The sequence below is a fragment of the Pseudomonas sp. BT-42-2 genome (assembly GCF_025847435.2).
Taxonomy (GTDB): Bacteria; Pseudomonadota; Gammaproteobacteria; order Pseudomonadales; family Pseudomonadaceae; genus Aquipseudomonas; species Aquipseudomonas urmiensis.
Genome location: NZ_JAOYTM010000020.1, coordinates 65,745 through 88,409, shown reverse-complemented (window position 1 = coordinate 88,409; position 22,665 = coordinate 65,745). Strand labels below are relative to the sequence as shown.

The 22,665-nt window shown below is 62.3% G+C and carries 12 protein-coding genes; 11 read left to right on the top strand and 1 reads right to left on the bottom strand.

Annotated elements, in window-relative coordinates; translation table 11 throughout:
• Window positions 1-4,478 (bottom strand): retention module-containing protein (locus OIU19_RS22545; protein ID WP_264236866.1); only part of this gene is annotated, 4,478 nt, incomplete at its 3' end.
• Window positions 4,479-5,130: 652 nt separating this feature from the next.
• Here OIU19_RS22545 and OIU19_RS22540 point away from each other — a divergent pair.
• The 11 genes from OIU19_RS22540 to bcsC all read left to right on the top strand — a co-directional run bounded on the left by OIU19_RS22540 (window position 5,131) and on the right by bcsC (window position 22,619).
• Window positions 5,131-7,287 (top strand): type I secretion system permease/ATPase, encoded by a 2,157-nt coding sequence (locus OIU19_RS22540; RefSeq protein WP_264236865.1) that lies wholly within the window; start codon window positions 5,131-5,133, stop codon window positions 7,285-7,287.
• A 7-nt stretch (window positions 7,288-7,294) separates the two neighbouring features.
• Complete coding sequence (locus tag OIU19_RS22535) at window positions 7,295-8,653, top strand: HlyD family type I secretion periplasmic adaptor subunit (protein WP_264236868.1); 1,359 nt, start codon at window positions 7,295-7,297, stop codon at window positions 8,651-8,653.
• A 238-nt stretch (window positions 8,654-8,891) separates the two neighbouring features.
• Complete coding sequence (gene bcsE / locus OIU19_RS22530) at window positions 8,892-10,382, top strand: cellulose biosynthesis protein BcsE (protein ID WP_319004553.1); 1,491 nt, start codon at window positions 8,892-8,894, stop codon at window positions 10,380-10,382.
• Window positions 10,379-10,564, top strand: coding sequence for a cellulose biosynthesis protein BcsF (gene bcsF / locus OIU19_RS22525; protein ID WP_264236863.1), 186 nt, complete (start codon window positions 10,379-10,381; stop codon window positions 10,562-10,564). The genes bcsE and bcsF overlap by 4 nt, the downstream gene beginning before the upstream one ends.
• A complete protein-coding gene (gene bcsG, locus OIU19_RS22520) occupies window positions 10,557-12,185 on the top strand; it encodes a cellulose biosynthesis protein BcsG (RefSeq protein WP_264236861.1) in 1,629 nt (542 codons plus the stop codon). Before bcsF ends, bcsG begins: the two co-directional genes overlap by 8 nt.
• Window positions 12,182-12,400: a cellulose biosynthesis protein BcsR gene (bcsR, locus tag OIU19_RS22515; protein WP_264236860.1), complete on the top strand. Its 219-nt coding sequence runs from the start codon at window positions 12,182-12,184 to the stop codon at window positions 12,398-12,400. The genes bcsG and bcsR overlap by 4 nt, the downstream gene beginning before the upstream one ends.
• Window positions 12,397-13,113, top strand: coding sequence for a cellulose biosynthesis protein BcsQ (bcsQ, locus tag OIU19_RS22510; protein ID WP_264236859.1), 717 nt, complete (start codon window positions 12,397-12,399; stop codon window positions 13,111-13,113). The genes bcsR and bcsQ overlap by 4 nt, the downstream gene beginning before the upstream one ends.
• Complete coding sequence (gene bcsA, locus OIU19_RS22505; RefSeq protein WP_264236858.1) at window positions 13,110-15,719, top strand: UDP-forming cellulose synthase catalytic subunit; 2,610 nt, start codon at window positions 13,110-13,112, stop codon at window positions 15,717-15,719. The genes bcsQ and bcsA overlap by 4 nt, the downstream gene beginning before the upstream one ends.
• Window positions 15,716-17,998 carry a cellulose biosynthesis cyclic di-GMP-binding regulatory protein BcsB gene (gene bcsB / locus OIU19_RS22500; protein WP_264236857.1) on the top strand — a complete coding sequence of 761 codons (2,283 nt, stop codon included), beginning with the start codon at window positions 15,716-15,718 and terminating at the stop codon, window positions 17,996-17,998. Before bcsA ends, bcsB begins: the two co-directional genes overlap by 4 nt.
• A gap of 2 nt (window positions 17,999-18,000) precedes the next feature.
• A complete protein-coding gene (gene bcsZ, locus OIU19_RS22495; protein WP_264236856.1) occupies window positions 18,001-19,110 on the top strand; it encodes a cellulose synthase complex periplasmic endoglucanase BcsZ in 1,110 nt (369 codons plus the stop codon).
• On the top strand, window positions 19,098-22,619 hold the full coding sequence (gene bcsC, locus OIU19_RS22490; RefSeq protein ID WP_264236855.1) for a cellulose synthase complex outer membrane protein BcsC: 3,522 nt from the start codon (window positions 19,098-19,100) through the stop codon (window positions 22,617-22,619). Before bcsZ ends, bcsC begins: the two co-directional genes overlap by 13 nt.
• Window positions 22,620-22,665: the final 46 nt, after the last annotated feature.

Below are 22,665 nucleotides of genomic sequence, written 5' to 3'. Positions count from 1 at the left end.
CCGCCTTCCGCCACTGAAGGCGTGGCAGTCAGAGTGACAGTGGTGGTGTCCTGCACATCGGTAACGCTGGTAGTAACCGGCGCCGGATTACCGACCAGATTCTCATAGCTGCCGCCACTGACGTTGGTGATGTTCGTGGTTACTGGAGCGTGGCCTTGATAGACATCATTGCTCACGGGCGTGCTGACAGTACTGGAGCTCTGGCCAACCGGGATGGTGATGGTTTGGCCGTTGGCCAAGGACACAACCACCGGGCTGCCGGTGACCGGTGCATTGACCGAAGCGGTGTAGACGATGCTGCCGCCTTCTGCCACTGAAGGCGTGGCAGTGAGGGTGACCGTGGTGGTGTCCTGGACATCGGTGACAGTGGTAGAAACCGGCGCCGGGTTGCCGACCAGATTTTCGTAGTTGCCGCCACTCACTGCCGTGATGTTCGTGGTGACCGCGGGATGTCCTTGATAGACGTCGTTTGTCACTGGCGTAGTGGCAGTGCTGGAGCTCTGGCCAACCGGGATAGTGATGGTTTGGCCATTGGCCAAGGTCACCACCACCGGGCTGCCGGTGACCGGTGCATTGACCGACGCGGTGTAAACGATGCTGCCGCCCTCAGCGACCGAAGGTGTGGCAGTGAGGGTGACCGTGGTGGTGTCCTGGACATCGGTGACAGTGCTAGAAACCGGCGCTGGGTTGCCGACCAGATTCTCGTAGTTGCCACCGCTGACGTTGGTGATGTGGGTGGTGACCGGAGCATGGCCCTGGTAGACATCGTTGGTCACCGGGGTGCTGACAGTGCTGGAGCTCTGGCCAACCGGGATGGTGATGGTTTGGCCGTTGGCCAAGGTCACCACCACCGGCGTGCCGGTGACCGGCGCATTGACCGAAGCGGTGTAGACGATGCTACCGCCTTCCGCCACCGAAGGCGTGGCAGTCAGAGTGACAGTGGTGGTGTCCTGAACATCGGTGACGCTGGTGGTAACCGGTGCCGGGTTGCCGACCAGATTCTCGTAGTTGCCGCCACTCACTCCCGTGATGTTCGTGGTGACCGGAGCGTGGCCCTGATAGACATCGTTGCTCACCGGTGTGGTGACGGTACTGGAGCTCTGGCCAACCGGGATAGTGATGGTTTGGCCATTAGCCAAGGTCACCACCACCGGCGTGCCGGTGACCGGTGCATTGACCGAAGCGGTGTAAACGATGCTGCCGCCTTCCGCCACCGAAGGCGTAGCAGTCAGGGTGACCGTGGTGGTGTCCTGGACATCGGTAACAGCGGTAGAAACCGGCGCTGGGTTACCAACCAGATTCTCGTAGTAGCCACCGCTGACGTTAGTGATGTTCGTGGTTACCGGGGCATGGCCTTGGTAGACATCGTTGCTCACAGGGGTGCTGACAGTGCTGGAGCTTTGGCCAACCGGGATGGTGATGGTTTGGCCGTTGGCCAAGGACACCACCACCGGGCTGCCAGTGACCGGCGCATTGACCGAAGCGGTGTAAACGATGCTGCCACCTTCCACCACCGAAGGGGTAGCAGTCAGGGTCACCGTAGTGGTGTCTTGGCTGTCACTCACAGTTGTCGTAACCGGCGCCGGGTTACCAATCAGTTGCTCGTAGCTTCCTCCGCCGACAGCAATGATGTGGTTGGAAATCGAGTCATGACCCTGATACACATCGTTGCCAACAGCAGCGCTTACTGAAGCTGAACTGGCCCCTACCGGAATGCTGATGGTCTGCCCGTTGGCCAGTGTCACCAGAACGGGGCTGCCGGTAACCGGCGCGCTCACAGACGCGGTGTAGACGATGGTCCCGCCTTCTGTGACCGATGGGCTAGCGGTCAAGGTCACGCTGGTAGTGTCCTGGACGTCACTTACCGTGGTACTGACAGGTGTGGTATTGGCCACCAGGTTCTCGAAACTGCCGCCACTGACCGCGCCAATGCTGGTGCTTACCGGTGCATGGCCCAGGTACCCATCGTTGCTCACAGGCGTGGATACACTGCCGACGCTTTGCCCGACGGCAATGGTGATGGTCTGGCCATTGGTCAGGGTCACCACCACAGGTGCACCGGTCACCGGTGCGCCGACGGAGGCGGTGTAGACGATGCTGCCACCCTCGGCAACGGTCGGTGTGGCGATCAGGGTGACGGTGGTGGTGTCAGGGCTGTCGGTGATCGTAGTGGTCACTGGCGCCGGGTTGCCGACCAGGTGTTCGTAACCGCCCCCTGTGACTTGGGTGATGTGATTGCTGACCGATTCGTGGCCCAGGTATACGTCATTACCGGCCGGCGCATTGACCGAAGCCGCGCTGGCGCCAACCGGGATGGTGATGGTCTGACCGTTGGCCAGAGTGACTACCACAGGGCTGCCGGTAACCGGCGCGGTGACCGAGGCGGTGTAGACGATAGTGCCGCCTTCAGCCACTGACGAGGTGGCGACAAGCGTCACGCTAGTGGTGTCTTGGGTGTCGGTCACAGTGGTGCTGACCGGTGTCTGGTCTGGCAGCAGATTCTCGTAGTTACCGCCACTGACCTGAGTGATGTTGTTGCTGACCGACCCATGCCCTTGATAGACATCGTTGCTGACCGGCGAGCTGACCGTCCCCGCACTTTGACCCACCGCGATGGTGATGATCTGGCCGTTGGCCAAGGTCACTACCAGCGGGCTACCGGTGACCGGTGCGCCGACCGATGCCGTGTACAGGATCGAGCCACTTTCAGCGATGCTGGGGGTGGCGGTCAGGGTTACCTGGGTGATGTCCTGGGTATCGCTGACACGGGTTGAAACCTCGCCCTGGTTAATCACCAGGTGCTCGAAGTTGCCCCCGGTTGCCTGGGTAATGTGTGCGTTGACCTGGCCACCATCGCGATACGGATCATCCGCAGGCGCGGCCACGCTAATGCTGGCGCTGCTCTGGTTGGCGCCGATGGTGAGGGTCTGGCCATTGCTCAGGGTGACGGTAACGGGAGTGCCGGCAGGGTTGCTAAGGGTCGCGGTATAGATGATCTGCCCGCCCTCGGCCACGCTCGGGGTGGCGCTCAGGGTCACGCTGGTGTTGTCTTGCACATCGGCCACGCTGGTGCTGACCGGCGCCTTGTTCGCCACCAGATTCTCGTAATTGCCGCCACTGACCTGGGTGATGCTGTTGCTGACAGCAGCAGGTCCCTGATAGGCATCGTTGCTCACCGGCGCAGTGACCGAGGCGGAGCTCTGGCCGACGCCGATGGTGATGGTCTGGCCGTTGGCCAGGGTCACCAGCACTGGGCTGCCGGTGACCGGTGCATTGATCGAGGCGGTGTAGACGATGCTGCCGCCTTCGGCCACCGACGGCGTGGCAGTCAGGGTTACAGTCGAGGTATCGAGCGAATCGCTGACCAGAGTTGTTGCTGGCGTCTTGTCGGCGACCAGACTCTCGAAATTGCCACCTACGGCCTTGTCGATACTCAGGGCAACGCTGCTGCCGTTCTTGTAGACGTCATTGGCCGCCGTTTGCACATTGAAGCTGGCGCTGCTCTGTCCGGCCGCGATGGCAAGTGTCTGGCCATTGGACAGGGTAACGGTAACAGGTGTCTGCGCCGGGTTGCTCAGGGTCACCGTATAGGTGATCACGCCGCCCTCGGTCACGCTCGGTGTTGCACTGAGGGTGGCGGTGGTGAGGTCGATGGTGTCGACGATCTGGGTAGTCGCTGGGGTAGCATCGATGTTGACGCTTAGGCCGCCACCGCTTGTGCCGGTGATGTTCGCCGAGACTTGCCCGCTATCGAGGTAAACATCGTCGCTGGGCGTTACGCCGACATTGATCGAGCCGCTGGTCTGACCGGCAGCGATGACGATTACTGCGCCGTTGGACAAGCTCACAGTGAGGTCAGTGGTAGGGGCTTGGGCGACAGTCGCGGTGTAGGTGATCACACCACCTGCCTCGCTAAGGGTCGGCGTGGCACTCAGTGCCACGGCAGTTGCAGCGCCAGCGGCGGGTGGGGTCGCGACGGGGTCGCGGGTGGTATCGAGCCCGGCGGTTTGCTCGAAGCGCAGCGCTTCGGAGAAATTCAGCGGCCCGGTGGGGTAGCCCACCGACGGGTCGACCACCCCGGCGGTCTCCTCGAGTATGACAAAGGTATGCCCGCCGCCAACCGAGCCGTCGCCGCCTGCTGGGGTCGGGCCTGCTGCTGTCGCTTCAAGATCGGTGGTCGGGTCGGCGCCGGCCTGGATCGCCTGTTGCAGCTCTTCGACCGAGGGCGCCGCCTGGGCGCTGGCCAGGCTCAAGTCGATGCTGCTGGCGGGCGTCTCGGCACTCCACTGGGTTTCCCGGCCTAGGTCGAGCAAGCGGCCGTCGGCCAACTGCAACGTCACTGCACCACCGGGGCCGGTGAGCACCTGATCTCCGGCAAACAGTCGATCGCCTTCGATGAGTAATCGCCGGATGCCTTCAGGGGATACTGCGACGACTTGGCCAACAATGCTTTTGACGATGGCTACGACAGTGCTCATGAGACTCTCCGGGTTACCCGATCGGTAGCTTCCATGCCCAGCCAGCAAGAGAATGCGGCGCGCAGATGGAATAATTCAAAATTGTTTTACGCTAAATGCACTCACTTACTGGTTATAACTTTCCGACTATGATTCCCATGTCTGGATAATGGCTGTGAACGCTAATTGCGTGAGTCTGCAAGTCATGTCACATCGAGAGCTGTGCAATTGCCAACTCTTACTTTTGTATTAGTCATCTGTCCGTTTGAGGCTTCAGGTCTAAGCCTATTGTTGCTTTAGCCATGAACCTGCGATCAATTGTTCCAAAAACCTCCAGAAAAGCGATTTATGGAAGGCTTGTTGAATCATCTTGAAACGCTCAATATCGGGCTATACAAAGATTGTCGGGGGAGAATTCATAGCCGGACCTTGCATCGAATCAATCACGCGTTAGGCTTGGAAAACGGGTTGATTAATATTTTGGCGAAGAGCTATTAAGTTGCCATGGGTCGACGCCTGAGATATGAGTCTCGGCCTACAGATTGCTGTGCAATACCAGGTTGATTGCAAAGGGCCGTTAGCGGATTAATGGCTTGGACCTGGGTGAGCGTTCCCAGGCATGGCCTGAAGTGCGCACCTACCCCATCTACCGCCAGGATGAAGAGAGCGCCGCGTGGAATCCGAAGTCAGTCGAGTCCAACTCAGTCACGATCCACGTAGTCAGCACGATGACCCGTTGCTGGACAGCCTGCTGACCCTGTGTGTCCTGCACCAGAAGCCCGCCAGCCGGGCCATGCTCACCACCGGCTTGCCGTTGCCGGCCCAGCGCCTGAGCCCTGAATTGCTGCCCCGTGCGGCGGCCCGTGCCGGTTTGCAAGGTCGCTTGCTGCAACGCAAGCTGGAGCAGATCCCAAGCATCGCCATGCCGGCCATGTTGCTGCTCAAGGAAGGCCGCAGCGCCGTCTTGCTCGGCTGGGAGAACGCCGACACTGCGCGGCTGCTGCTCAGTGAAAGCGACGGCGGTGAAGTGCTGGTCAGCCGCGAGGCCCTGCTGGGCGACTACAGCGGCAAGGTGTTCTTTGCCCAGCCGCAGCACAAGTACGACGTCAATCACGGCAACCTGATCCCACGTGCGCGTTCCTGGTTTCGCGACACCCTGCTGCGCAGCAAATGGCTGTACATCGACGCCATTGCCGCCAGCCTGGTAATCAACCTGATCGCCTTGGCCGCGCCGCTGTTCGTCATGAACGTCTACGACCGGGTGGTGCCCAACCAAGCCACCTCGACTCTCTGGGTGCTGGCTGTGGGCATCACCGGGGCCTACATTTTCGATCTGATTCTCAAGGGTCTGCGCAGCCTGTGTCTGGACCTTGCCGGAAAGAAAACCGACCTGATCATCTCTGCCACCCTGTTCGAGCGCATCGTCGGCATGGCCATGAAGTACCGCCCGGCACGGGTCGGTAGCTATGCGCAGAACATCCACGAGTTCCAAGGGTTGCGGGACTTCCTCGCCTCACTGACCCTGACCAGCCTGATCGACCTGCCCTTTACCATCCTGATCCTGATCGTCATCGCCATTATCGGGGGCCACCTGGTGTGGATTCCGGTGATCGCCTTCCCGCTGGCGCTGGGCATAGGCTACGCCTTGCAGAAGCCGTTGATGTCGACCATGGAGCGGACCATGGCCCTGGCCTCCGAGCGCCAGTCCAGCCTGATCGAAACCCTGGCCGGGCTCGACGCGGTGAAGGTCAACAACGCCGAGAGCGAACGCCAGTACATGTGGGAGCAGACCCTCGGCACCCTCAGTCGACTCGAGCTGCGGGTCAAGGTGCTCTCGGGGCTGGCGATGAACATCACCCTGCTGATCCAGCAACTGGCGGGCGTGGCGATGATTTGTGTGGGGGTCTACCTGATCATCGATGGCCACCTGAGCATGGGTGGCCTGGTCGCCTGCTACATGCTTAGCGGCCGCGCGCTCGGCCCGCTCGGCCAGCTCAACGGGCTGTTGGCCCGGTATCAACAGGCCAAGGTGACCATGGCCGCGACCGACCAGATGATGGAGCTGCCGCAAGAGCGCAACTTCGAGGAACGCCCACTAAGCCGCCAGGTCCTGCAGGGCGCCATCGAATTTCGTGGTGTCGACTTTACCTACCCGAACCAGCAGAACCAGGCGCTCAAAGGTATCAACTTGAGTGTCCGCCCAGGCGAGAAGGTCGGCATCATTGGCCGCAGCGGCTCAGGCAAGAGCTCGCTGGCCAAGCTGATCGTCGGTCTCTACGAAGCGGACAATGGCTCGTTGCTGGTCGATGGCGTGGACATTCGCCAGATCGATGTCAGCGAGCTGCGCCACAACATCGGCTACGTCCCCCAGGATATCCAGCTGCTGGCAGGCACCCTGCGTGACAACCTGGTCAGTGGCGCCCGCTACATCGAGGACGAAATGATCCTGCAGGCCGCCGAGCTGTCCGGCGTGCACGAATTCGCCCGGCTACACCCGGACGGATACGAGCTGCAGGTCGGCGAGCGAGGACAGAACCTTTCCGGCGGCCAGCGGCAGAACGTCGCCCTCGGACGTGCCTTGCTGCTCAACCCACAGATACTGCTGCTCGATGAGCCGACCAGCGCCATGGACAACACCGGCGAAGAGCGCCTCAAGCAGCGCCTGCAGGCCGTAATCGAAGGCAAGACCGTGCTGCTGGTGACCCACCGCGCCTCGCTGCTGTCGCTGGTAGACCGGCTGATCGTCATCGATCGCGGCCAAGTGGTCGCCGACGGACCGAAAGCGGCCGTCATGGATGCGCTGAAGAAGGGGCAGATCAGTGTTGCATAAGCTTGATATGGGCCAGCTCAAGGACAACCTGCGCCGCTACTTCAAGGGGTCGGAGTCGCTCAGCGGGCAACCCCTGCCCGAGGTCAACAAGGCACTGATCGAAGATGCCCCGCGGGTGGTGCGCCTGACCATCTGGGGAGTGATCGCGTTCTTCCTGTTCCTGATCGTCTGGGCCTGTTTCGCCCCGATCGATGAAGTCACCCGTGGCGAAGGCAAGGCGATTCCGTCGTCCAAGGTGCAGAAGATCCAGAACCTCGAAGGCGGCATCGTCGCCGAGATTTTCGCCAAGGAAGGGGAGGTGGTCGAAGTTGGCCAGCCACTGCTGCGCTTGGATGAAACTCGCTTTGCCTCGAACAAAGGCGAAACTGAAGCCGATCGGGTCGCCATGGCCCTGCGGGTGGAGCGCCTCAGTGCAGAAGTCGAAGACGTGCCATTGAAGATCGACGATAAGTTGCGCGAGAGCTCGCCTAACCAGGCCGCCAGCGAGGAGTCGTTGTACCAGAGCCGGCGCCAGCAATTGCATGACGAAATTGCTGGCCTGGAGCAGCAGTTGGTCCAGCGCCAGCAGGAACTGCGCGAGTACAACTCCAAGCGCGCCCAGTATGCCAGCGGCTTGCAGCTGCTGCGCCAGGAGATCGCCATGTCCGAGCCGTTGGTGGCCAAGGGCGCGATCTCCCAGGTCGAGATTCTCCGCCTGCGCCGTTCAGAGGTGGAGAACCGTGGTCAGATGGATGCCACGGCCCTGGCCATCCCGCGTGCCGAGGCGGCGGTCAAGGAGATCCAGAGCAAGATCGAAGAGACCCGCGGCAAGTTCCGCAGTGACGCCCTGACCCAGCTCAACGAGGCCCGCACCGAGCTAAGCAAAGCCACCGCCACCAGCAAAGCGCTGGATGATCGGGTCAACCGCACCCTGGTGACCTCACCGGTGCGCGGCGTGGTCAAGCAGCTGCTGGTCAACACCATCGGCGGAGTGATCCAGCCGGGTGACGACATCGTCGAGATCGTCCCGCTCAATGACAGCCTGGTCATCGAAGCGAAAATCCTGCCCAAGGACATCGCCTTCCTACACCCCGGCCAGGAAGCCACGGTCAAGTTCACCGCCTACGACTACACCATTTACGGCGGGTTGAAGGCCAAGCTCGAACAAATCGGCGCCGACACCATCACCGATGAAGACAAGAAGACCACCTACTACCTGATCCGCCTGCGCACGGACCGTAGTCACCTGGGCACTGACGAAAAACCGTTGCTGATCATTCCGGGCATGGTGGCGACAGTGGACATCATGACCGGCAAGAAGACCATCATGAGCTATCTCCTCAAGCCGATCATCAAGGCGCAGAGCGAGGCCTTGCGCGAGCGATGAACAACGCGCAAGGGCTGCTGTAACGCACTATGCAAACGAGTGCGACGGTCGGTCACATAGCACCTTGACACTATTTTCCCGTGCTGCTGTAGAATTGACGGCTTAAATCAAGCCCAATCTGCAAGCGTCGTATTTTTGACACATTTTTTCGTCAAAAAGCCGCAGTTGCTAGCGTGCGGCCTCCATCCCTGAAGTCAGCTTCGATATCGAATTCAGAGTCATTGTTTTGACGAAAAGTATTCCGTTGTTGGCTATTCCCGGTTTGGGTGCCGAGCATAGTCAATTGCATGAGCAAGGCCTGTATTGGTTGGCCTGTGACAGCACAGAAAACGCCGCTACGCTCTGCCGCCAAGTCATCGAAGCCATGCCTGAACAAGGCAGGGCGGCGCTGCTGGGTGATGCGCGCGTCTTGCATGCGGTCCTGGAAGGGATAGACCCGACTTGTGGCCCCGACGAGCTAGCGTTGTACGAGGCTGACACGCAGGCCATCGTGCATCTGCACGATGATCTACCCCGCATCGATCTGCCGGGTCGTGTGCTGCTGGTCCTGGTGCCGACAGCTGCCTGGGAAGGGGGCAAATCCGAGCGTTGGTGCCAAGCCCTGCGCCAAGCGGCACTTGCAGCCGGTGCGCTGATAGTGGTGATCAGTGCCGGGCAAAGTGCATCGCTGGTCGAGCGTCTGCGTGCATTCAACCAATCGCTCGACGGGCTTGCCCAGCTCTATCGTGGCCAGGGTGGAGTGCGCTATCTGCAGCATTTCTGGAGTAACCCCCTTGGTGTCGCCGGCTCCCAGGATGTCGAGCTGGCGCGCCGTGACCGTGGTTTTGCCGTCGCTGGGCGGCTGCAGCCGCTGGCCGACGCCGGTAGTGATGAACTGCTGTGCCTGGCCCAAAGCCAGGTTTTGGAGGGGGCACCAGCGCTGTCCGAGCACTGGCAGGTATTCGATAGCATCAGCGAAGTTGGGGCCAAGGCTAGCCGCGCCGTTTCGGCAACGGTGATCTTCGCTATGGACGGTGGGCAGCGTCTGGATGTCTTGGCGCGGCAGCTCCATACCTTGCGACAGCTGCGCGGCAACGCCCTGAAGCTGGTGGTACGTGAGATGGCACCGACCCTGCGTTATCAGGACGAGCAGTTGCTGCTGGCCTGTGGTGCCAGCCAGATCGTGCCATTCGGCGCTAGCCTTTCACGCTTCCTGACGATGGTCGACAGCATTCAGGGGTACATCTGGCGCCGCCACCTGCCAGCTGATTTCGATGCCTTGCTTGCCCGTCTGCGGCCGCTGCCGATCTGTGGCCTGGTGGCGCCACGGGCATTTGCCGAAGCGGTGCAACAGATGTGGCATGGCCATCGCAATGGGGAAATCGTGCACCAATTGCTGGTGCTTCGCCCTGCACCGGGCCTGAGCCCACTGCAGGCCTGCTCGCGTACGGTGTTCCGGCGCGATGGCGATATCGCGTGTGTGGTCGGCGACGTGCTGTTCCTGTTCCTGTTCGCCTGTCGTTCAGAAGGTGTCGAGCAGGCCCTGGATCATATTTTCCAGTTGTCCTGGAAGGAGCTGTTCATCAGTCAGGACGTGCTGGTCAGCCTCGATAGCTTGGCTGCAACGGCCTTTCTCGACGAAACCGTGCCGCAGCCACCACTGGCCGATTCGGTAGCGCTGCCATCGGTACAAAAACGGCCTGCATTGGTACCACGGCAGATCGCCCTGAGCCTTGAGGGGGCGGCATGAACTTTGTGCAAATGCTCCAGGTGGTCGGCATTAGCGCGCTGGTTACCTTGATCCTGGTTGGGGTGGTGATGCACGTGCGCACCGTGGTCCAGCGCTGGCTTAGTCGCCACTTGCGCCCTCGTTACCTGAAGCCGGTGGGCGTACGCCGCCGTGTAGTGCATCAGGACCCTGATCATGACTAGTTCAACATTATCTGCCCCAGCACCGGCCCGTTGGCACGGGCTGGGTGCCTGGAACCTCTACTTCCTGGCCAAGTTCCTCTTGGTCGCTGTCGGCATGCTGGACTTCCAGGCGCTGCCCAACCTGCTGTTCGCGGCATTGCTACTGGTCCCGCTGACGGGACGCTGGCTGCGCGTCGGGCGCCAGGTGGTGGCCGTGCCGTTGGGCATCGCCCTGTTTTATCACGACACCTGGTTGCCACCGTTCCGGCGCTTGCTGGCGCAGCCGGGTGTGCTGGACTTCTCGTGGGATTACCTGCTGGAACTGATGGCCAGGTTCATAAACTGGAACCTGGTGGGGGGACTGGTGCTGCTGGTGGTGGGTTATCTGTTCCTGCGCCACTGGCTGCGCCTGAGCACCTTGAGCCTGGTCGGCCTGGCATGGCTGGCGGTCGGTGGGTTGCCGTCGCTTAGCCCTGTGGGCAGCCAGGCAACCGTTGCCGGAGCAGCCACCCCAGCCACTGTAGCCACCTCAGGGCCTGTTGCGGCGGTCGCTGACACCGCGACCTTGAATGCGTGGCTTGAACGATTCTTCGCCAGCGAGCGGCAACGGGTGACCACATTCCCTGCCGTGAAGCCGGATGAGCAGACATTCGATCTGCTCGTGATCAATGTGTGCTCCTTGGCCTGGGACGACCTTTCCGCCGTCGGTATGCATGACAACCCGTTGTTCTCGCGGCTGGACGTGGTCTTCGATCAATTCAACTCGGCCACTTCCTACAGCGGACCGGCGGCGATTCGCATGCTCAGGGCCAGCTGTGGTCAATCGTCTCACGCGGGTCTCTATCAGCAGGCCCCCGAACAATGCCTGCTGTTCCAGAACCTGGCCAAGCTCGGTTTCCAGAGCCAGACCTTGCTCAACCACAGTGGCCGCTTCGACAACTTCATCGGCGATATCACCAGCCAGCACATGCCTCAGCCCGGCTTGAGCGCCAGTGACTTCCCACGGGCGCTGGTCAGCTTCGACGGCTCGCCGATCGCCGGTGACCTGGATGTCCTGAGCGGCTGGTGGGGCAAGCGTAAGAGCTCCGGTGCCGAACATGTCTCGCTGTTCTACAACACCATCAGCTTGCATGACGGCAACAGGATGGTTACCGCCGATGGCGGCACCCGTCCGGCCAATTACGCGACGCGGGCCAATCGCCTGTTCGGCGACCTCGGCAAGTTCCTCGACGAACTTGAAGGCAGTGGCCGTCGCGTAGTGGTCGCCATCGTTCCCGAGCACGGCGCGGCCTTGCACGGTGACCGCATGCAGTTGTCAGGCATGCGTGAAATCCCCACCCCGTCGATCACCCATGTACCGGTCGGCCTCAAGTTCATTGGTATGGGGCAGCCGGCGCGTAGCGAGCCACTGAAAGTCACTGCGCCGACCAGTTTCCTGGCGTTGTCCGAGCTGGTCTCACGTGTGTATGCCGGCCTCGGGGCAGGACAGACGCTCGACTTGCCGAGTCTGTTGACCGACCTGCCAACCACCGAACGCGTGTCTGAAACATCCGGTGCCCAGGTCCTGGACTACCAGGGCCAAACCTATATGCGCCTGCAAGGCCAGCCGGATTGGCAGCCTGTTCCCAAGGAGAACCCATGATGGCTGGCAAAGCTGACCCCGCCGAGCGCAGTGATGATATTGCCCAACTGCGTCAGTACCTGGCCATGCCAACCTTGAGCTATCAAGACATTTCGATGATGGTTGGGGTGCAACAGGCGTTGCAGCGCTGGCCGCTACTGGGCGAAAGCTGCAGGGCCGGTCTGGAGCAAGCGGTGGTCGAGCGGGCCGAGCTGGCTGAGGCCGAGCTGTCATGATCAGCCTGGCTTTGCATGGCTTGCGCGGTGGGCTGGGCCGCACCGCTTTGCTGGCCGCGCTCGGCTATGCCTTGCGCGAGCTGGGCGAGCGCGTGCTAATGGTCGACCTGAGCCAGGATAACCTGTTGGGCCTGCACTGCAACTTGCCGCTCGATCAGCGCGAGGGTTGGGCGAGCGCGCAGTTAGACGGCCGACCCTTTGGCAAGCCAGTGTATGAAGTGCTCGACGGGCTGTGCCTGATGCCATTTGGTGAAGTGGCGCAAAACCGCCTGGACGATCTGGCGGACTGGCATCAACCGCACCTCTGGCATAAACGGCAGGCTGCACTTGCCGAACATTTTGATTGGCTGCTGTTCGACCTGCCTCATCCGGTTGCTGCCAAGACCACGCGTGGCTTCGACACAGACATGCGGATACTGGTGGCTGAGGCGGAAATGACCAGCCACGTCTTGCTCGGCCGCCAGCAGATCGAGCGTTACGACCTGCTGCTGGTCAACCGTTTCAACCCGGCCAGCAGCCTGCAGAGTGATGTGCTGATGGTCTGGCGCGACCTGCTGCGCAACCGCTTGCCGATGCAGTTGGTGCATCGTGACGAAGCGTTCGCCGAAGCCTTCGCCTGCAAGGCGCCGGTTGGCCACTACGCGCCACAGTCTCTGGCGTCCCGCGATGTGCAGAGCCTGGCGGTGCGCTGCCTGGCAAGGCGGCAAGCGTGAACGTGACACCACTCTCGGCCTACGCCTACTTCACCGCACGAGGCGCCCATCGGCCCGTCGCCCTGCTATTCACGCTGGGCGCGTGGCTGGCGTTCCTGTTCCTGCGGCTCGAATCGCCTTCCTGGCAAGCGCTGCTGGCCGAACGTCAACGCTTGTTCCCGCAGTTCGTCGGCAAGCGGCCGACCCTGGGCGACCCGCTGCGCCTGATGATCCAGTGCTTCTGGTTGTTGGTGCGACGTGCACCTCAGCCGCGTAAAGCTGGTCGAGCGCCGCGTGTCTGGTCGTTTGCCATCCGCCATATGCGAGGGGTCTGGCAGCACCTACGCAAGTGCCGAGCCCGCCTGGCCGAGGCCATGCACCAGGTACCAGTACGCTTTCGCGACAGCAACTTGCAGCACGATGCCGCCCAGCACCTGCGCCAGCTGAGCGTATTCGGTCGGCGACTGTTCTACACCGTACTCACCTCGTGCGCTGTGCTGCTGGCCTTGCTCTGTGTGACCGAGCCGTTCGGCTACCTGGCGCAGCTAGTGTTCATCTTCCTGCTGTGGGGCATCGCCATGCTGGTGCGCTACATGCCGGGCCGTTTCCCGACGCTGATGCTGATCGTGTTATCGACGATCATTTCTTGCCGCTATTTGTGGTGGCGCTACACCTCGACGTTGAACTGGAACGACACGCTCGATCTGGTCTGCGGGGTGATTCTCCTCGCCGCCGAAACCTACTCCTGGTTCGTGCTGATCCTTGGCTATATCCAGACCTGCTGGCCGCTGCAGCGCAAGCCGGCGAACCTTCCGGACAACCCCGCGCGCTGGCCGACGGTCGATCTGCTGATCCCCACCTACAACGAGGATCTGTCGGTGGTGCGTACCACGGTGCTCGCCGCCTTGGGCCTGGACTGGCCCCGCGAGTGCTTGCGCATCTACCTGCTGGACGATGGCAAGCGCGAGACGTTCCGCGCCTTCGCCGATGAAGTCGGGGTAGGCTACATCGTGCGGCCGAACAACAAGCACGCCAAAGCCGGTAACCTCAACCATGCACTGGGCGTCACCGACGGTGAATTGATCGCCATCTTCGACTGCGACCACGTCCCGGTGCGTTCCTTCCTGCAGATGACGGTTGGCTGGTTCCTCAAGGACGCCAAGCTGGCGTTGGTGCAGACCCCCCATCACTTCTTCTCGCCCGATCCATTCGAACGCAACCTGGGCTCGTTCCGCCGCCGCCCCAACGAAGGCGAGCTGTTCTACGGGTTGATCCAGGACGGCAACGATATGTGGAACGCTGCCTTCTTCTGCGGCTCCTGTGCCGTACTGCGACGCACCGCGCTGGAGAGCATTGGCGGTTTTGCCGTCGAAACGGTGACCGAGGACGCCCATACCGCGTTGCGCCTGCACCGCCAGGGCTGGACCTCGGCTTACCTGAGCATTCCCCAGGCCGCGGGTTTGGCCACGGAGAGTCTGTCGGCGCACATCGGTCAACGCATTCGCTGGGCGCGGGGAATGGTGCAGATCTTCCGCACCGACAACCCGCTGTTTGGCCGCGGACTGAGCCTGTTCCAGCGAATCTGCTACGCCAACGCCATGCTGCACTTCCTGGCCGGTCTGCCGCGGTTGATCTTCCTCACCGCGCCGTTGGCGTTCCTGTTGCTGCACGCCTACATCATCTACGCGCCGGCGCTGATGATCCTGCTCTACGTGCTGCCCCACATGATTCACGCCAGCCTCACCAACTCGCGCATGCAGGGTAAGTACCGGCAAACCTTCTGGGGGGAAGTGTATGAGACCGTCCTGGCTTGGTATATCGCGCGCCCGACCACGGTCGCACTGTTTGCGCCGAAGAAGGGTACCTTCAATGTCACGGCCAAAGGTGGCCTGATGGAGCAAGGGCAGTTCGACTGGCGCATCGCCCAGCCGTATCTGTTCCTTGCCGGGCTCAATGTGGTCGGCCTGGGCTTTGCCGTCTGGCGCTTGTTCACCGGGCCAGTCGCGGAAATCGGCACGGTGATCGTCAGTTCGTTGTGGGTGATCTACAACCTGCTGATCCTCGGCGCCGCCTGTGCGGTGGCTGCCGAAGTGCGTCAGGTACGGCGCGCGCACCGTGTGCAGATGCACCTGCCGGCTGCATTGGTGCTGGAAAGTGGGCATGGCTTCCCCTGTACCCTGGTCGACTATTCCGATGGCGGCATCGGCCTGCAATTGGGTGATGGCGTATCGCCCGCACCCGGGGAGCGCGTGCGCTTGCTGCTTAGTCGCGGCCAGCGTGAGTTTGCCTTCAATGCACGGGTTACCCGCATCGTCGGTCGGCATGTGGGCCTGACCTTCGACGGTCTCAGCCAACAGCAGCGCATCGACCTGGTGCACTGCACCTTCGCCCGTGCCGATGCCTGGCTGGGCTGGCAGGACAAGCACGAAGTCGATCGCCCGCTGCGTAGCCTGGTCGACGTCCTCAAGTTGGGTGGCGTCGGCTATCTGCGTCTGATCGAACATACCCCAAGTTGGCTGCGCGAGCGGCTGCAGCCGATACGCCAGCTGACGCGCTGGTTGGGCAGCTACCTGCCACGCACGCCTCAACCTCTTTCATCCACGAACCTTGTTGACCGAGACGCATGATGACTCGTTATCCCGCGCGCACCTGGGGCCTGGCGATGGCGCTGCTTGCCTCGCTGTTCCAGACCGCAGCTGTCGCCGATGTAGCCCCCCTTGCCCTACCGGTCGAGCCATCGGTGCCAAGCTGGCCCGTGACCCAGACGTTCGAGCAGCTCGGCCAAGCGTCCGACAGCTTGCTGCTGGGGGTACGCAACAACGAAAACATCGAGTTCGGCGTGCGCCGCGATCGTCTGGCAACCGACGCCGTGCTGCAGCTGGATTACACCCCTTCGCCAGCGCTGTTGCCGAATCTGTCGCATCTGCGCGTGTACCTCAACGATGAATTGATGGGGGTGGTGCCGGTCGAAAAGGACCAGCTTGGCCAGCGGGTGCGGCGCCAGCTGCCGCTGGATCCGAAGCTGATCAGCGACTTCAACCGGGTGCGCCTAGAGTTCGTCGGGCACTACACCGATATCTGTGAAGACCCTGCGCACAGCGGCCTGTGGCTGAACGTCAATCGTAAGAGCCAGGTTCAGTTGCGTGAGCAAGCGCTGGCGCTGGAAAATGACCTGGCCTACTTCCCGCTGCCGTTCTTCGATGCCCGCGACACCAGCAAGGTCGAGCTGCCTGTGGTGTTCGCCGATGCACCAACTTTGGGTGAGCAGCGTGCCGCTGCGATCCTCGCCTCGTACTTCGGCAGCAAAGCAGGCTGGCGCAAGGCGACCTTCCCGGTGTCATTCAACAGCCTGCCAGCCAGCGGCGACAAACCGCGTCCCGCCATCGTCTTCGCCAGCAACGAGCGTCGCCCGGCATTTATCGCCGACCTGGAGAAATTTCCGGCGGTCGATGGCCCGGTGGTGCAGCTGATCGACCACCCTGGCGATCGCTGGAGCAAACTGCTGCTGGTGCTGGGCCGTAACGACGACGACCTGGTCAAGGCCGCGTCGGCGCTGGCCGTTGGCAGTGACTTGTTCCGTGGTTCGCGGGTCAAGATCGAGCAAATGACTGCTCTGCAACCGCGCAAGCCTTACGATGCGCCGAACTGGACGCGTACCGACCGGCCGGTGCGTTTCTCCGAGCTGCTCGACTACCCGCAGCAATTGCAAGTCAGTGGCTTGCAGCCGCGGCCGATCATCCTCGACGTGAACCTGCCGCCGGACCTGTTCGTTTGGCGCAACCAGGGCATCCCGCTGCAAACCTTGTATCGCTACACGCCGCCAGCGGTCACCGACGAGTCGCGCCTGAGCATCAGTGTCAATGACCAATACATAACCAGCATGCCGCTGGTGGGCAACGACCGACGCAGCAGTACCCTAGAGGAAATGCGCCTGAACGTACTGTCCACCGACAGCACCGCATTGACCGAGCAGTCGCTGGTACCGGCGCTGAAGATCGGTGCGCGCAACCGCCTGCGTTTCGACTTCAGCTTTGCCAGCACCCTGGGTAGCGCCCAGCGCGACCATTGCCAGACGTCCCTGCCGGTGGATGTACGTGCGGCGATCGATGAAAACTCGACCATCGACCTGTCTGGCTATCACCACTACATGGCCATGCCTGATCTGCGCGCCTTTGCCCGTAGCGGCTTCCCCTACAGCCGCATGGCCGACCTCTCCGAGACCCTCATCGTGGTACCGGCCAAGCCCACCTCGATGCAGGTCGGCACCTTGCTCGACGTGATTGCCAGCCTGGGCGGGCAGATTGGCTACCCGGCCGTGAACGTGCGTCTGAGCGACAACTGGAAACAGGCTGCAGACGTTGATGCCGATCTACTGCTGATCGGCAGTCTCCCCGAAGACCTGCGCGAGCAACCCAACCTTGGTCTGTTGCTCAACGCCCAGCGCGACTGGATGGTGCAAGGGCGGATGCTGGAGCAGGCCGGCAGCCGCCGCTTCGATACCTCCCCGGTTGTGGCCAACAGCCGAGTCGCAGTCAGCGCCCAGGCGCCGATTGCCGCAATCACTGGCTTGAAGTCGCCATTCCACGAGCAGCGTAGCGTTGTCGCGTTGTTGGCCGGCTCCGATGCCGCATACGGCATGCTGCGCGAGGTGCTGGCCGATTCTGGCAAGCTGGAAGCGGTAGCGGGCTCGGTCGCCCTGGTGCGCAGCAGTGGTGTCAGCAGCCAGTTCGTTGGCGAACATTACTTTGTCGGCCAGCTGCCATGGTGGCTGCTGCTGTGGTTCCACCTATCTGACTACCCCGCCCTGATCGCGGTGATCGCCACCGTCAGCGTGCTGCTGTTCGCCTTCCTGTTGTGGCGTGCACTGCGCTGGGCAGGACGTCGTCGCCTGGGTGAGGCCGATTGATCATGCGCCAGCTGTTGGCATTGCTGCTGGTGCTCTGCACGCCTGCTATCGCCACTGCGTCGACGCCTTGCCTGTGGCCGGCCTGGGAGCGCTTCAAGAGCGAACTGGTCAGCACCGATGGACGGGTGCTCGATCGCAGTGACCAGCGATTGATCAGCACTTCCGAAGGACAGAGCTATGCGCTGTTCTTCGCGCTGGTCGGCAATGACCGCCCGGCGTTTGCAAAATTGCTGCGCTGGACTGCCAACAACCTGGCCGAAGGCGACCTTTCCCGACATCTGCCGGCATGGCTGTGGGGCAAAGGCAAGCAGCAATGGCAGGTGCTGGACAGCAACAATGCCAGTGATGCCGATCTGTGGATCGCCTACAGCCTGCTCGAAGCGGGGCGGCTATGGGGCGAGCCGTCCTATACGCAGTTGGGCCAGCACATGCTCTGGCGCATCGCTGCGCAAACCGTGCGCAAGCTGCCTGGCCTGGGGCTGATGCTGTTGCCCGCAGACTATGGCTTCGAAGACAGCCGTGGCTGGCGCCTGAACCCTAGCTACCTGCCGCCGCAGCTGTTCGACCGGTTTGCCCTGGTGGACCCGCTATGGGGTGAGATGGCCGTCAACGTTCGTCGCCTCTGGTTGCAGGCGTCGCCCAAGGGCTTTGCGCCGGACTGGCTTCTATGGACGCCAGCGGCAGGCATCGAGCCCGACCCTGAGCACGGCAACTCCGGCGACTATGACGCCATTCGGGTGTACCTGTGGCTGGGCATGCTGGCCACCGACGCACCACAGCGCGACGAACTGCTGCGCCACTTCGCGCCAATGATCGCAGCCACCACTCACAAGGGGGTGCCTCCGGAAAGTGTCGACGCCCGTAGCGGCAAGCAGAGTGGCCAGGGCCCGGTAGGCTTCTCCGCCGCGCTGCTGCCGCTGCTGGCCAGCGTCGCTGATAGCCCCACGTCACTTGAAGCCCAGCGCAAAAAGCTACGCGAACAACCTGCCGAGCCGCAGGCGTATTACAACCAGGTCCTGGTCCTGTTTGGCCAAGGCTGGGATGAAGCCCGCTATCGCTTCGACAACCAAGGTCGTCTGCTGCCTGCCTGGAGTGCTACATGTTCCGAATGATCGGCGTGCTGACGCTGACCGTGTTGTCTTTTGCCGTGGCCGCGCAACCCAAAGACCGCGATGAACAGCGCCAATGGCTGCTTGAGCAGATACGTATTGGCGAGGCCTTGCACCGTGACGATCTGGTTCGCGACGCGCTGGCCAGGTTACGTCTGCTTGAGCCGCGCAACCCTGAGACCATGTTGGCCGCGTTGAGCCTGGCGCTGCGTGAGCAGAAGCCTGAAGAGGCCGAGCGGTTGCGGGCCAGCATCAGCGAGCTCGCACCCGGCAGCCTTCAGGATCGACAAGCCCGACGGTTGTTGCAACTGCAGCAGCCGGAGCAGGCGCAGCGTTTGCAGCAGGCCCGCCTGATGGCGGTTACCGGGCGTTACGACGAGGCCCTGGTCGCCTATGACCAGTTGTTCGCTGGCGAGCCGCCTAGCTTGGAGCTGGCTCTGGACTACTGGCGGGTGCGGGGCAACCTGCCTGGCCAGCGGCCAGACGCGATCCAGCAGCTGCAGCAACTTGATCGACGCTACCCGGGCAGCGCTGGCTTGCGCCAGACGTTGGCCAGTTGGTTGTTCAACGAAGGCCGCGCCAGTGAGGCGCTGGCCGTGCTCGACCAGTTGTCGCGCGATCCAGCTGCGCGCGATGCAGCCGCGCAGCGTGAGTTCGACTATCTATCCGAGCAACCGGTGAGTGCTGACAGCGTCGCTGGCTGGCAAGCATTCGCCCAGCGTTATCCCGCTTCACCGCTGTTGCCGCTCGCCGGCGAAAACCTCAAGCAACAGCGCACCTTGGTGGCTGACCCCGCTTGGCAGGCAGGACAGCGTGGCAAGGCGCTGCTCGAGCAGGAGCGAAACGTGCAGGCAGAGGCACAGTTGCGCCAGGCTCTACGCCGCTATGCCAATGATGCAAGCCTGCACGGTGCCTTGGGCGTGGCGCTGATGCGCCAACGTCGTTATGCAGAGGCCAATACGTCATTTCACCAGGCCGTGGCCATCGAGCAGAACACCCGCTTGATGAGCAAATGGAAAGACCTCGAGGCTTCCAGCCAGTATTGGGGGATGCTGCAGCGGGCAGACCGCGCGCTGGAAATGCACGATCTGCGTGTCGCCCGCTCGCTGTATCAACAGGCCCGTCAGCAACGCCCGGAAGATGAGTTCGCCATGCTCGGGTTGGCCGATGTGGCGTATGCCGAAGGCGACCTGGTCGGCGCCGAACGGCAATACCTGCAGGTGCGCCGTATGCTGCCCGGAAACGAAAGCGCGGTACGCGGTCTGATGCGCATCTACCAGGCGCAATCGACATTCAAAGCCCAAGCCTATCTGGACAGCTTGCCGCCGGCGCAGCAAGCCCAGTTTGCCAGTCTGCGGCGCAGCCTGGAGTTAGGCCGCCTGCGCGAGCAGGGCGACGCGGCGCTGCAACGTCAGGACTGGGCTACCGCCAGCCGGGTCTTGGCGCAGGCTGCGCAGCTGGCCCCCGATGAGCCATGGCTGGTCTATCAGTTGGCCAACAGCCTACGCCAGCAGGGCCGTACTGCTGAGGCCGATGACGCATTCAGCAGGGTGCTGCAGCGTCAATCGGCCGATCCTGCCACGCGCTATGCCCACGCCCTGTACCTTGAGTCCAGTGACCGTGATGCACAGGCCCGCGACAGCCTGCACGGCGTACCGCAAAGCGCCTGGACCGATGACATGCGTGCGCTCGACAAGCGCGTGCGTCGGCGCATGACCTTGGCCCATGCCCAGCGGCTGCAGGAGCAAGGGCGCACCGACGAGGCCACTAGTGTGCTGGAAGCCGGCCTGGCCCAGGGCGAGGGCGATCCTGACGATCTGTTGCTGATGGCCGACTGGGCTGCAGAGCAAGGCAATCACACCAAGGCGCGGGGTTATTACCAACGCGTGCTGCAGGTTCAGCCGCAGCGCCCGGAGGCCCGCCTTGGGCTGATGGAAAGCTCGATTGCCGAAGGCGATCTGGCCCGAGTGCGTCAGGCATTGGACGCGCAGCCTCTACAATTGACCGACGAGCAAGGCGCTGCCCAGCGGCGGTTGGCTGCAGTCTGGGCCGCTCTGGGAGAGAACGATAAGGCTGCCCGTCTGCTGGATCATGTCGCCGCACTGCAAACCCAGCCAGACCCGCTGCTGCGTCGTGATGCTGCCCGTTTGGTGGCGGCCAACGATCCACAGCGGGCGCTGGATCTATACGCAGCGGCGATGGCCGATGCGCAGTTGCTCAGTCGCTCGGCGGTGACGCCGCGTGACGACCGGGCCATGACCCTGGCTAGCCGCGCAAATGATGGCGATGACTGGCTGGTGCGCAGCCTACGCAGTGATGTCGATGAGCTGTATCGCCAGCGCAACACTAGCGTCACCCTCATGCATGATTACGGTTGGCGCAAGAGTGACGGTACGCCAGGTATTTCCAGATTGAGTACCCAATCGACCTTGCTGCATGTCGACACGCCTTGGGAAGATGGCAGGGCCTTTGCCCGCGTCGAACGCATCGGTATGGATGCCGGCTCATTCGAGCAGAACGCAGATGGTCAAACTACCGCCGATTTCGGCACTTGCCAGTTTGTCGGCGTCACCCGCAACGGAACGCCCCTACCGACGTGCCAGGCGGGCTCGCAGACGGCCAATGGTGGTGTATTGGCGGCCGGATGGCAGAACAGCCGTTGGGGCTTCGACGTGGGCACCACCCAAGGCTATGAGGTCAACAACTGGCTGGGCGGCGCGATCGTCAATGGTGATTTGGGGCAGGTAGGCTGGTCACTGGCGGCCTCGCGGCGCCCCATGAGCAACTCGTTGCTGTCGTTCGCCGGTGCGCGCGATCCGGCAACCAAGGTCCGCTGGGGCGGCGTGACGGCTAATGGCGCTACCCTGGGCCTGAGTTGGGACCAAGGGGGGGATCACGGTATCTGGGCCAGCCTTGGGCACCATTGGCTGTATGGCGAGAACGTTGTCGACAACCAGCGTACCCGGGCGATGGCAGGCTATTATTTTCGTGCACTGGAAAAGGCCGACGAGCGCATGCGGGTTGGCCTGACCCTGATGCATTGGCGCTACGACAAGGACCTGGGCGGATACAGTCTCGGTCAAGGAGGCTACTACAGCCCGCAACGCTACGAGTCGATCGGCTTGCCCGTCAGCTATGCCTGGCGCAACTACGACTGGTCGTTCCTGCTGGAAGGCTCGGTCAGTTGGTCGCGTGCCAACAGCGACAGCAGCCGGGTCTACCCGAACCAACACCTGAACCGCAAGCTGCTGGAGCGTTATGACATTGTCGAGTCGAATATCGATGCAATGACTGACGCCAGTGCCAGCACTGGCCTTGGCTACCGGCTGCATGGTGCATTCGAGCGGCGGCTGAGCGACCGCTGGGCTCTGGGTGGCGGTTTCGACTGGCAGCACAGCGATGACTATGCGCCCAGCCATGCCGTGTTCTACGTGCGCTACCTGTTCGAACCGTGGCGAGGCAATCTGGCTTTGCCCGTTACCTCACTGGAGCCCTACAGCGAATGGCGTTAAAGGGTAGTCAGCGGTCATGGCCGGCAGATGAACTGCTTCATATGGT

Bases quoted from the DNA above. Each gene is read 5' to 3' on its own strand.
- OIU19_RS22535 (WP_264236868.1), top strand. From the start codon at position 7,295: ATGGGCCAGCTCAAGGACAACCTGCGCCGCTACTTCAAGGGGTCGGAG.
- bcsF (WP_264236863.1), top strand. From the start codon at position 10,379: ATGAACTTTGTGCAAATGCTCCAGGTGGTCGGCATTAGCGCGCTGGTT.
- bcsG (WP_264236861.1), top strand. From the start codon at position 10,557: ATGACTAGTTCAACATTATCTGCCCCAGCACCGGCCCGTTGGCACGGG.
- bcsR (WP_264236860.1), top strand. From the start codon at position 12,182: ATGATGGCTGGCAAAGCTGACCCCGCCGAGCGCAGTGATGATATTGCC.
- bcsQ (WP_264236859.1), top strand. From the start codon at position 12,397: ATGATCAGCCTGGCTTTGCATGGCTTGCGCGGTGGGCTGGGCCGCACC.
- bcsB (WP_264236857.1), top strand. From the start codon at position 15,716: ATGATGACTCGTTATCCCGCGCGCACCTGGGGCCTGGCGATGGCGCTG.
- bcsZ (WP_264236856.1), top strand. From the start codon at position 18,001: ATGCGCCAGCTGTTGGCATTGCTGCTGGTGCTCTGCACGCCTGCTATC.
- bcsC (WP_264236855.1), top strand. From the start codon at position 19,098: ATGTTCCGAATGATCGGCGTGCTGACGCTGACCGTGTTGTCTTTTGCC.